Source organism: Lysinibacillus sphaericus OT4b.31, from assembly GCF_000392615.1.
Lineage (GTDB): Bacteria > Bacillota > Bacilli > Bacillales_A > Planococcaceae > Lysinibacillus > Lysinibacillus sphaericus_B.
The window spans coordinates 2,812,532-2,824,482 of the sequence record NZ_KB933398.1 but is presented as its reverse complement, the minus strand read 5'-3'; the positions used below and the strand labels follow the sequence as shown (position 1 = coordinate 2,824,482).

At 36.5% G+C, this 11,951-nt stretch carries 8 protein-coding genes and 1 pseudogene; 5 read left to right on the top strand and 4 right to left on the bottom strand.

Going from position 1 to position 11,951, the window contains the following annotated elements:
• Positions 1-123: 123 nt before the first annotated feature.
• From H131_RS12955 to H131_RS12945, 3 genes are all read left to right on the top strand, one after another.
• Positions 124-1,977 carry a dynamin family protein gene (locus H131_RS12955; RefSeq protein WP_010859610.1) on the top strand — a complete coding sequence of 618 codons (1,854 nt, stop codon included), beginning with the start codon at positions 124-126 and terminating at the stop codon, positions 1,975-1,977.
• Between the two features lie 725 nt (positions 1,978-2,702).
• Complete coding sequence (locus tag H131_RS12950; protein WP_010859609.1) at positions 2,703-4,073, top strand: MATE family efflux transporter; 1,371 nt, start codon at positions 2,703-2,705, stop codon at positions 4,071-4,073.
• A gap of 142 nt (positions 4,074-4,215) precedes the next feature.
• Positions 4,216-5,436, top strand: coding sequence for an RtcB family protein (locus H131_RS12945; RefSeq protein ID WP_010859608.1), 1,221 nt, complete (start codon positions 4,216-4,218; stop codon positions 5,434-5,436).
• 565 nt (positions 5,437-6,001) lie between these two features.
• Here the strand turns inward: H131_RS12945 and H131_RS12935 are convergent.
• Positions 6,002-6,684: pseudogene (locus H131_RS12935) on the bottom strand (DNA alkylation repair protein).
• Between the two features lie 138 nt (positions 6,685-6,822).
• Between H131_RS12935 and H131_RS12930 the strand changes: the two are divergent.
• Positions 6,823-7,065 carry a hypothetical protein gene (locus tag H131_RS12930; RefSeq protein WP_010859605.1) on the top strand — a complete coding sequence of 81 codons (243 nt, stop codon included), beginning with the start codon at positions 6,823-6,825 and terminating at the stop codon, positions 7,063-7,065.
• A 178-nt stretch (positions 7,066-7,243) separates the two neighbouring features.
• Here H131_RS12930 and H131_RS12925 read toward each other — a convergent pair whose 3' ends face one another.
• From H131_RS12925 to H131_RS12915, 3 genes are all read right to left on the bottom strand, one after another.
• Positions 7,244-7,753, bottom strand: a complete 510-nt coding sequence (locus H131_RS12925; protein WP_010859604.1) for a ferritin — start codon at positions 7,751-7,753, stop codon at positions 7,244-7,246.
• Positions 7,754-7,892: 139 nt separating this feature from the next.
• Entirely contained in the window at positions 7,893-8,528 is a 636-nt protein-coding gene (locus tag H131_RS12920) for a Bax inhibitor-1/YccA family protein (RefSeq protein ID WP_010859603.1), read from the bottom strand.
• Between the two features lie 155 nt (positions 8,529-8,683).
• The gene (locus tag H131_RS12915) at positions 8,684-9,442 is read right to left on the bottom strand and encodes a TerC family protein (RefSeq protein ID WP_010859602.1); all 759 of its coding nucleotides are present in this window, start codon (positions 9,440-9,442) and stop codon (positions 8,684-8,686) included.
• Positions 9,443-9,965: 523 nt separating this feature from the next.
• On the opposite strand from H131_RS12915, the gene H131_RS12910 reads away from it, so the two are divergent.
• Positions 9,966-11,726 (top strand): ABC transporter ATP-binding protein, encoded by a 1,761-nt coding sequence (locus tag H131_RS12910; RefSeq protein ID WP_010859601.1) that lies wholly within the window; start codon positions 9,966-9,968, stop codon positions 11,724-11,726.
• Positions 11,727-11,951: the final 225 nt, after the last annotated feature.

Below are 11,951 nucleotides of genomic sequence, written 5' to 3'. Positions count from 1 at the left end.
TTTGTGACAACTAGATATAAGTATATTGTCCTTTTTGTTTATTCTCCTTAGTACCATGTATAGGAAATCGATTAGTTTCATTTATAATGGAACTATAGATATATACGGAAAGAGGTTTTAGGAATGACAAATATCGACAATATGCCACTCGAACATACAGCCTCAGCGAATAATATTTTGCCACAGCTTGTAGACCGTTTGCGTCAACTGTATGGCATTATTGTGCAAAATACATATGTAAAAGATACGGCTAAACACTTAAATCGAATCATCCATGATGCCAACAACCAAACAATGGTTCTGATTGTTGGCAAAGAGCGTGTGGGCAAAACTACACTTGTGAATGGTCTTCTTGGACGTTGTGTTTTACCTGTAAATGATCAAAATCCGACAGGCGTCAATACATTTTTACGATACGGAGAGCAGGAGGAAGTAAAGGCGTATTTCTTAGATGGCGTGGTAGCAGTATTCGATATGAGTAAATTGGAGTTACTCACAACTGGCGATACATTTGCATCACAAATTTTACGTGAACATTTAGATTATTTAGAGGTGTATCTGAAGAATGATTTACTGAAATCTGTCACGATTATTGATTCTGTTTCACTGGAAGCAGGAGCTGGGGAAATGGCTTATTTCTCCGAATCGCTAATCAACAGAGTCGACGAGATTTTTTGGGTGTTGCGTTCTGGTTCAAAGGCTATCGATGCAGAAATTTTATTGATCGAAACGTTAAAAAATAAAGGTGTTGAACCGCTCTGTATAATCAATGGCATTGATACAAATGATGATTCAGAGGCGTTTATGATGGCTGAAAAAGAACGCATCGGTCATTTAATGAGTGATTTCGTCTCGATTTCTGCAACAAATGCTCTGGAAGCAAGACAAACTGATAATATAGAGCTATGGAAAAAGAGCCACTACGATGATTTGATTGCACAAGTTCATCGTGTTGCTGCAAATTGTGATAAGAAAACGTATACCGTTTTAATTCGCTTCTTACAATGGCTAGAGCGATTCCGCTTCGAACTAACAGTTATTCCACAACGTGACCCATTCCAATCTGCTGTTGAAAACATTGAAAAATACGCTGGCGATACCCAATATGAGTTTTCACGTTACCAACGTGATTTAGCAATTGTGCAAGAATATGAACAAGAGTATGAACAGGTTGCAAATGTATTTAAAAAAGTTCAAACGCTATATCAACTATTGCAAACTGTCTCACAAAATGATTATTTACAAAACGAGATAGTAGAAAGCTTTACGGAAAAGGCAATCAGCTATCAGCAAATGTTACGTGAATATCGAAATATGCATAGTGAATATATGCGTGAATATGAACGATTGGACGCGCAGCATAAAAAAATTCATGGTAAAGGCCTAATGAAAGCTATTTTTGGCCATCATACGCAAAACCAATTTTTTAAAGAACGTGTTAATAAGCTAAATGAACAGCAAGCAGTGTGCATTGCACAATTTAAGAAGGTGCAGGAAGCGGAAACATCCATGCTTCAGCTAGTCCATTCAGTACAGAATGATTTGATGGATTTAGTGAAAAGACGTTTAGCACGGATAGAGCAAAAAGTTCAAGAACTTAATCATCAACGTGCTAAAGAAAAGCACCAATTAAAATTATATGCTGAAAAATTAAATGAATTTTCATGTTTAATTGAAGCACAGGGTTATATTAAAGAGGCAATTCAGCCGTTTTTAATGGACGATAAACTGCCGCTAAGAACGAAGGATCAAGAAATGCTTAAAGAAACCATTAATAGCATCATGACCATCGATTTATCCAGTAATGGGTTGCTTGCGCGTAGCCAAATGAATCACAAGATGGAAAATAAAATAATTCCATTTGAGGTGAAAGCAAAATATCCATTATATGCTTTAGCTTTAACGGAAACAGATGTAGTGTCAAACGATATACCAGAAATACCCCAAAAATTAGATATACAATACAATAAAGAATAATTATTCATGTAAAGAAGATGTCCTAAAAGTATGATTTTACTTTTAGGGTATTTTTTTGTTTAAATACACTGTTGTTCTTCGCTTATTTTGTGAGATCGTGACTTTTCCTAATAGCCTTTTCCACATAATTTAGTTTTCTAGTAGGTAATCAATATTGTTTTTCGTAGTAGGCATGTTCACCTGCAGGCCTAGGATTTTTAATTACTCATTTCTTTTCATAGCTAGTTCCTCTTTAGGTTGTTTTCCACATTTTTTTAAAATTCTACTTTGTTTTATTCACTATTTTGGAATTTATTCCCAACATAAGTGTTTAAACATCGCAATTCGTATATTCCTTCAGCATGTTTATATTGATCGGATACAATAACTGATTATTGCATTAAAAAGCTGCCATTTCATTGTTTAGCTTCTAAAGGATGTTAGATATAAGAGGTCAGTCAATTGCATTTTTTATCATTTATGAAGAGGAAAAATAACAATTTTTATAAAGTGGGTTATTGACTGGATTTAAACATTGTATTATTGTGTTTATAAAAAAGCAAACAAAAATTAAATTCGTTTGCTTTTTTGATTAAAAGTCTTGGATCAAGAATCAGGCAGTGAGCTTAAACAGGTCTAAACTAGGGGGAATACTTATCAATTTTTTATTCACTAAACGCATTTCTAAAGGGGGTATTTATCCACAATATATGGAAATTACACTTATTTTTAAGGAAGTAATGTAAATGAAGCAAAAAAATGAAAGTCCAAAAAAACTAATGGCTAATCCAATGATTGCTTTTTTGATTCCTGTCATTTTCGCAAGTGTTTTACAATCATTGGGTCAGGTGTTTGGTATTATTCTTGTTGGTCAAATACTAGGTGTTGATGCACTCGTAGCCATTTCGGCATTTTTTCCATTATTATTTTTTCTTATATCCTTTGCCATTGGTATTGGCTCAGGGAGTTCAATTCTAATTGGGCAAACGTATGGTGGAGGCAATATTTCCAAAATGAAAGAAGTGGTTGGTGTTACGCTGGCTTTTACAATGCTCGCTTCGGCTATTGTTGCCATATTTGGTAGTATGTTTATAGATAGTATTTTGAGATGGATGGGAACACCCGAGAATATTCTTCAAGAAAGTATAGACTACGCGAGAATTTTGTTTGTTTCGTTGCCCATTACTTTTATGTATATGACATATACCACTTTTATGAGGGGTGTCGGAGATTCCAAAACTCCCTTGAACTCTTTAATTATTAATACGGTATTAAATATCACACTGTTGCCGATTCTTATGTTCGGTTGGCTAGGATTACCTGCGTTTGGATTAAATGGTGCTGCATATGCTGCTGTATTAGCCAACTTCATTACCTTTGTAATATTAATAGCGTACTTATACAAAACAAAGCATGTGTTAAAACCCGATCGTACAATTTTGCAAAATCTCTATTTTAAAGGTGTGATATTAAAAAAACTTTTGACATTAGCGATTCCAACTAGTATTAATATGGCAATCGCTATGTCTGAAATAGCTGTCATTACATTTGTCAATGATTATGGTTCCAATGCCACTGCAGCTTATGGCATTGTCAATCAACTTGTAAGCTATATACAAATTCCAGCAATGAGTATTTCCATTGCAATTTCCGTTTTTGTTGCACAAGCCATTGGAGCTGGAAAAACAGCTACTATCCAACATATAACAACATTAGGGATTAAACTGAATTATCTACTTGGTGGGGGACTCATACTTTTTGTTTATCTCTTTGCTGACCCTATATTAAAAATATTTTTAACAAATGTCACGGCAATTGAAATGGCTAAAAGCCTTGTCATAATTTCGTTTTGGGGTTATGTACTGTTTGGTCATATGCAAGCTTTGTCTGCAACCATGCGCGCAACAGGTACCGTTTTGTGGCCAACTGTCTTTATGATTACGAGTATTTGGCTAATTGAAGTACCGACTGCCTATTTCTTATCACATTATACCGAACTTGGTATTAAAGGAATTTGGATTGCGTACCCTGTTGCGTTTATAGTCAACCTGATTGTGCAAGCTACGTATCATCATTTTGTCTGGAAAAAGAAATCCTTAAAGGCATTATTGGCGTAAGGATTTAAAAATCATTAATATTTGTGAGGCAACAGGCAAACTGAGGGGGGAGCGGACTTTTCATAAAAACCTTCCATAGCATAATTAGAAACAATGAAACAAAATGTGGTAGTTAAACGTATATAAAAAAGGAGGGAATGTGATGATTCATATTAAAGGACGCTTTACGGATGCGAAAATTTATGCAGTGACACCTCTTCAAACAGCCATTGATCAAATACAGGAATTAACAAATCAAGCTTTTATGGCTGGGACGAAGGTACGTATTATGCCAGATTATCATGCAGGCAAAGGCTGTGTCATTGGCACAACGATTCAACTAAAAGATCGTGTCGTACCCAATCTCGTAGGTATAGACGTGGGATGTGGTGTTTTTGTAGCGGAGATTAAGGAGTCGAAAATAGACTTTGCAAAGCTTGATGAAACAATTCGAGAATTTGTTCCAAGTGGGCAAGATATAAATGAAGAAGTAAGACCTTCACGTGGTTTTGCAGAATTTGAAGGAAAACAATTCATCGCAAGTGGTTTCAAAGATGATTACACGAATTTATCACTTGGTACGCTCGGTGGAGGTAATCATTTCATCGAACTTGCGAAGGATGATCAGGATACTCATTATTTATTAATTCATACAGGTTCACGTTATGTAGGGGCGAAGGTCGCTAATTGGCATCAAAAACGTGCCTTTGAAACGTTATGTCGTGAGGATTTAACGGAAAAAATTATTGCGTTGAAAAATCAGGGACGTGCACAGGAAATTCAAGCGATGATTAAAGCTTATAAAGAGAAGAATCCTTTAGTGCCAAAAGAGCTAGCCTATTTAGAGGGCGAGTATTTTAATGATTATATACATGATATGAAAATTGCCCAGCAATACGCTCGCATGAATCGATTGACTATTGCTGAGACGATTGCTAAACACATGGGTTGGGATTTTACAGAAACATTTGATACTATTCATAACTATATAGATACGGATACAATGACGCTTCGAAAAGGAGCGGTACGTGCCAATAAAGGAGAAAAACTTGTTATTCCAATGAATATGCGAGATGGCTCACTTATTTGTATGGGGAAAGGAAATGCTGAGTGGAATTATTCTGCGCCGCATGGAGCTGGACGTATGTACTCTCGTCGTGTCGCAAAACAAGCGCTGAATATGGATGATTTTAAAGAAATGATGCAGGGAATATGGACAACTTCCGTTAACGAAGAGACACTAGATGAAGCTCCGATGGCCTATAAGCCGATGAGTGAAATAACGTCAGTTATCGAAGATACAGTTGATATTTTAAAAATTATTAAACCTGTTTATAATTTCAAAGCGAGTGAAGCAGTGAAGCCGTATGAGCGAAGAAAGTAATTTGTATAAATAGCTTCTTCTTGATAGCCAAGATGAAAACATATCCATAAATTTGATGGATATGTTCAGACTGAAGACAAACTCAATTTATTTAGTTTGTCTTCAGTCTTTTTTCTTTTCAAAAAGAAGTATCTATATAAACCCGTTGCTTTCCGCTCCGGCGGGCATGGCTTCAGTCTCCTGCGGGGCCTTTTCGCTCATCCGATTCTTTGCAGAAGTCGCCGCCTGCACTCCAATCAACTAGGTACGTCTATATTGATGGAGGTGATGGATAGGGTGACGGAAAATGGTAATAATGAACAACATCAATCAGAAATACTGCCAATTGACCAAATGGTGCCTGAAGACAAAGCATTGTATGCGTTCGCCAACCCTCGAATGGCTTAAAAAAATGTTCATTTGGGTAATGCTTACTTTTGCTGCCATGCATTTGAAGAAGCTTGCTAATTGGACATGGCAAAGGCCAAAAATGGCAGAAATAGTTGCACGAAGCGTACGTTCATAAGGGCTATTTTTAATTAATATTTCTGATTTGGAGAGGATTTCTGACAACATCTTTATTTCATTATTTACGACGCATAGCGCGAATTATTTGCTTAGTATCGGCGTCAATACGTAGTGACTCCGTAATCTTTTGCAATGCCTTATTGTAAGTAAATAAATCAAGGTGATTGTTTTTTAAGTAGGGCATCGTCTGCTTGGGCATTTTAATATAGCAGATGGACACTGCCCAAGCAAGGGCCATTTTCACGTAATAGTCTTCATGGGATATGTCGTCTAGTAACTGTAATGTTTTTTGAATATACTGTTCATCGACATAATAATTAAGTAATATAACGACAGCAAAGCGGACGTCATAGGCGTTTGTTGATTGACAATAAGGCTGTAAAAAATCCCAGACAAGGGCTTGGTTCGTCTTTGTAAATTTTAACCCTGAGCAAAAGCTATCACAAACCGACCAGTTATCGATTTTAGGGATAAACTGTGCGATCAGTGGTAGCTTTTCTTGTGGTGCTTGCTTTATAGAGCCTATGACCAGCCCTTGGAGCAATAACTCTTCAAAATAAACGCTTTCCGCTGTTTGTAAAAATTGTAATGGTTCTCTTTGGCAATTTCTTTGGCTAACTTTCGTAGTAATGGTATTCGAACACCAATAATCGTGTTAGCATCAATAGTGGGTATCAATGCACTTGAAAATTTTTGATAGCCTCTATCTTGTAAGGCAAATAATTGATCACGTACAAGCATAAAATTCACTCCTTCTGTACGTATTGTACGTTGAATAAAGACAATTGAAAATAAAAGCAACAGAAATCTTAATAAAAAAATTGAACGAAATTAATAGATAAATGTGTCATTGGCAAAGAGTATATCGAAGTAGATTTCATGAAGAAAAAAGTACATACAGCACCACCATTTAAAGTATTGGCAATTCAAGTAATGTCTCATAATACAATAGAAGTAGAGTTTCCTACTACCCTAAGTTATTATGAAGCTGTAGATATAAACGGAAAAACTTTTTACCCGAATACAAGTAGTCACGCAGGCTCGAATGTAAATAAGCTCACATATTCCACCTATACATTGGCTATGATAGCAGCGGTCAATCCAGTGCGCATTTACTTTTAGCAGTTCGAAAATTATTTATGGTGAGGCAAAAATTGTAGTATCTTTAAAATAAATATTGAATACGGTCATGACAATATGGCTACAAATTTAAAAGGCTTACCATAAGCAAAATCGCATACGGTAAGCCTTTTTAGGTTGGAAATGACTATCTATCTTTTTAATATTGACGTGTTATGCGCTAGGCTTCGTTTGTAGGTGTAAATGTACGTGCTGCTAATTCGCCGTCGAGCATGAAAATTGCATTTGAATCGTTTTCGATACGTTCAATTTTATGAATTAATGTATCAAAAGTAGATTCTTCTTCTACTTGTTCGTCAATAAACCATCTTAAAAATGCCATTGTTGCATGTTCGCGCTCGTCTAATGCAATATCAGATAGGTTGTAAATACGACGAGTGACCTCTTTTTCATGATTCAGGGCAGATTTAAAAGTATTTAAAAGAGAATCAAAGTTATTATCTGGACTTTCAAAACCATAGATAGTTGCACGGTAGCCCATATCACTTAAAAAATTATAAAATTTCATGGCATGGAAGCGTTCTTCTTCAGCCTGTACTAAAAAGAAATTGGCAAAACCGTCATAGGCCTCATCCGTACAGTATGCTGCCATTGCCAGATAGGCATGTGCAGAGTAAAATTCAAAGTTCATTTGATCATTCAGTGCTTTGTGTAGTTTTTCAGATAACATAAAAGTTTTCCTCCCTTAGTAGTAAATACCTTCTACTTACTCTTCTAGTATAATTGAATATGGGCTTTCGTACAAAAAAATTTGTTTTTCACAGTAATCGCTGCAAAAAACAATTGATATTGGTTCTCAATTAGAATATTTAGTCAAAGTCATTTTTTAAGCGCCAAATAACCTCTAAGAGATTGGTAAATAAATTAATAAAATCCAGATAGAGATTTAATGCCATGCCAATGACTGCCTCATCTGACACATGATTATGTCGAATTTGGTTAAAGTCATACACCGTATAGATACTGAAGAGTAGTACAGTTATAGCAGCGATAATTAGTCCTACCATATTACTGACAGGTACGAACATAAAAATAACAGAAAATACAAGTACGACAATTAGCACAGTGAATATGTAGCTTCCCCAATTTGAAATATCTTTATTCATCATGATGCCGATGAGTGCCAGTGCTATGAAGATGACAACGGTTGCTCCGAAAACAAGTAAAACGAATTGTTGTCCTAGCTCACCAATGTAAAATTGAGTTGTCCAAAATAGTAAAATACCCATTAAAAAGGGGATCGTGTACATGATGGAATGAGTGAGCTTTAAGCTTTTAACAAAGCATGTAATGATAAGTAGGATAATGCAAATTAGGGATAATGGCATCACAATTGAAGGGGGTAACTGAGTTGCCACCAACATTCCTACTACGGTCAATATCCACATGAAGGTAAAATGTTTTAATATTTTATTTAAGTTTTGATTACCTTTAGCATACGCCATTTATAAGGTCCTTTCTTTTGTGAAATAACTTTATAGTATGTATACGAGTGACATGAATAAAAGATTCTTAAAGTTTGTATTTTTGGCTACATATAGATTGCTTCATGAAAAAAATTCGCCCAGACGATTTGTCGGGGCGAATTTTTTAAGTACGATTATGCATTTTTCTTTTGGTTTTTCACACCTACTAAGTAGCCACCTAATGCAATACCAACTAGTACAACCCAGAAAGTGACCTTCCAGACTGTAGAGTGAGGAAATTCATGAGGGATTACACCTAGTTTTTCATGTGCTAATGTAAGAACAGCTAGCTTCACACCAACCCAGCCAACGATTAAGAAGGCTGCTGTTTCAAGTGATGGGAATTTATCAAGGACACGAACGAACCAACGTGCAGCAAATCGCATCATAATTACGCCGATAATACCACCTAAGAACATGACGCCAAATTGTCCAGCATTAATGCCACCAATATCAAAGTCACCTAAATGTGGTAGTGTGACCGCAATCGCAACTGCTGCTAGAATGGAATCGACAGCGAAGGCAATATCAGCAAGTTCAACTTTTACAACAGTCATCCAGAAGCCAGATTGTTTTTTCGGCTCCTTAATTTCTTCGGTTTCCTGAGAGGCTTTCCGAGAATCATAAATATGCTTTATTGACATGAATAATAAGTAAGCGGCTCCGATTGCTTGAATTTGCCAAAAGTTAACAAGTACTGTGATTAGGAATAATGCAGCAAATCGGAAAACAAATGCTCCGACTAAACCATATAATAATGCCTTTTGTTGTTGTGGTTTAGGCAAATGCTTCACCATGACTGCCATTACGACCGCATTATCTGCAGCTAACAAGCCCTCAAGAACGATTAATACGACAAGTACCCATGCGTATTCTAATATTATTGCTTCCAAATATGTTTCCTCCTTTATGATTGGAAAAGAATAGAATATATTGCTTTCTACCAATTTTTTATTTTTTAGGCAAAAGAAAAAGACCCATGCCTAAAAAATAGGCAAAGGTCTTGCTAAGCAATTATCTGGCATTTTTCCAGATAAATATTTCGTACCTTTTGCGATGCTTTTGATACAAATGACATCTGTCTCTATAGACAAACATCTTTGTACTTGTTGCTACCGCTGTCGGTACAGAAACCATCTACACAACAGCGTAGATGGTTTTGCTATCACACCCGATGGCAGTTGCCATGTAATGACGAATGTGAAACCAGATGTATCGCTCACATCTGCTAGCTACTCCCCCTTGACAAAATTGTCAAAAGCTATTCAATTCTCTTACATAGAATTATATCATGTGTGCGGTAAAAAGCAAAAGGAAATATAGCAATAAATTGAAAATTATTTTTCCGAACAGTTCTAACAAATGGTACTATTAAATGATAAGTGAAATTTTTAACAACTTAGAGGGGAGTCATACATGTATAAAAAATTTTTCTCATATTACAAACCACATAAACGATTATTTGTCATCGATTTTTCAAGTGCCATAATTGTAGCGATTTTAGAGCTTGCCTTTCCTTTAGCTGTTCAATGGTTTATTGACGGGCTACTGCCAACAGGGGATTGGGGTATGATTGTCAACGTGAGTATATTGTTATTGCTCGTTTATGCACTGAGCACAGTACTAAACTTTATCGTCAACTACCTAGGGCATAAACTTGGGATTAATATTGAAACAGACATGCGGCAAGAATTGTTTAATCATGTGCAGCGTCAATCATTCCGTTTCTTTGATAATACAAAAACGGGTCATATTATGAGTCGTATTACGAATGATTTATTTGATATTGGTGAGTTTGCCCACCATGGACCCGAAGATTTATTTATTGCAGTCATGACGTTTATTGGAGCTTTCGCTATTATGTTCAATGTGAATCCTACACTTGCGTTAATCGCTGCAGTCATGGTGCCATTTTTAACTTGGCTTGTCACATTTAGTAATGTGAAAATGAACAAAGCATGGAAAACAATGTACGGAAAGATTGCCGATGTCAATGGACGTGTGGAAGATAGTGTATCTGGAGCACGGGTTGTGAAATCATTTACAAATGAAGCTTTTGAAATGGAGCGCTTTAAAGAACAAAATGGACTTTTCCGCTCGGCAAAATTATATGCCTATAAAATTATGTCGGGGACACACTCGAGTATTTACATGATGACACGTTTATTAACTTTGGTCGTCCTGGTAGTCGGTTCATGGTTGAGCTTTAATGGAAAATTATCGTATGGAGAGCTTGTAAGTTTTGTGTTATACACAAATGTGCTTATAAAGCCAATTGACAAAATTAGTGCATTACTAGAGCTTTACCCGAAAGGTATGGCAGGTTTTAGACGTTTCCGTGAGCTTGTGGAGCAGGAACCCGAGGTGCAAGACCGAGAGGGAGCAAAGGCAGTTACACATTTATGTGGTGATATAGCGTTTAAAGATGTTCATTTTAATTACGATACATCAAAATCGGTATTACATGATATTTCATTTAACGTCCGAGCTGGACAAACGATCGCCTTTGTTGGACCATCAGGAGCAGGGAAGACGACGATTTGTTCTCTTATTCCGAGATTTTATGATGTCAGCAGTGGTGCTATTACAATTGACGGCTTGGATGTGCGTAATATGACACAAGCCTCACTGCGTGCACAAATCGGCATCGTGCAGCAGGACGTCTTTTTATTTACAGGTACTATTCGTGAAAATATTGCCTATGGTCGATTAGATGCAAGTGAGGAAGACATACAAGAAGCCGCTAGAAAAGCGCATTTAGAGGCGTTTATAGCGGAGCTTCCAGATGGCTATGATACACAAATCGGTGAGCGTGGTTTAAAATTATCGGGCGGTCAAAAACAACGCTTAGCGATTGCACGTATGTTTTTGAAAAATCCACCAATATTAATTTTGGATGAAGCGACTTCAGCGTTGGATACAGAAACGGAAATGATTATTCAGCAGTCATTAGCAGAACTTGCAGAAAATCGTACTACACTTGTCATTGCCCATCGTCTTGCTACGATTCGTAATGCTGACCGTGTCCTTGTTGTGACACCGAAAGGGATTGAAGAGGATGGTACTTATGATGAACTTGTCGCTCAAAATGGCATTTTTGCTAAGCTTCACCATATCCAGTTCCGAAAAGGGCAAGGACAACAAACCATGCAAGAAGTTGTTGACATGAGGTCATAACTCCTCGATAGCCCTACATTTTCATTTTTTGGATAGCAAGTAGGGGAAAAAACAATTAATAGAAACAAGGGGCTTGCTAGAGGGCCCCTTGTTTCTTTATATGCGACTATTCATATATCGTCTCAGCAAATGTCCTCAGACAGAATAAGGTAAGTCATATGTCCCCAAAAAACTTTTTGATCGATTGAACGAAATAATTTAAAAAATGCCTCTCCATCGTTTTAC

Excerpts from the sequence above, each read along its gene's own strand:
- H131_RS12955 (WP_010859610.1), top strand. The coding sequence starts at position 124 with ATGACAAATATCGACAATATGCCACTCGAACATACAGCCTCAGCGAAT.
- H131_RS12950 (WP_010859609.1), top strand. The coding sequence starts at position 2,703 with ATGAAGCAAAAAAATGAAAGTCCAAAAAAACTAATGGCTAATCCAATG.
- H131_RS12945 (WP_010859608.1), top strand. The coding sequence starts at position 4,216 with ATGATTCATATTAAAGGACGCTTTACGGATGCGAAAATTTATGCAGTG.
- H131_RS12930 (WP_010859605.1), top strand. The coding sequence starts at position 6,823 with ATGAAGAAAAAAGTACATACAGCACCACCATTTAAAGTATTGGCAATT.
- H131_RS12925 (WP_010859604.1), bottom strand. The coding sequence starts at position 7,753 with ATGTTATCTGAAAAACTACACAAAGCACTGAATGATCAAATGAACTTT.
- H131_RS12920 (WP_010859603.1), bottom strand. The coding sequence starts at position 8,528 with ATGGCGTATGCTAAAGGTAATCAAAACTTAAATAAAATATTAAAACAT.
- H131_RS12910 (WP_010859601.1), top strand. The coding sequence starts at position 9,966 with ATGTATAAAAAATTTTTCTCATATTACAAACCACATAAACGATTATTT.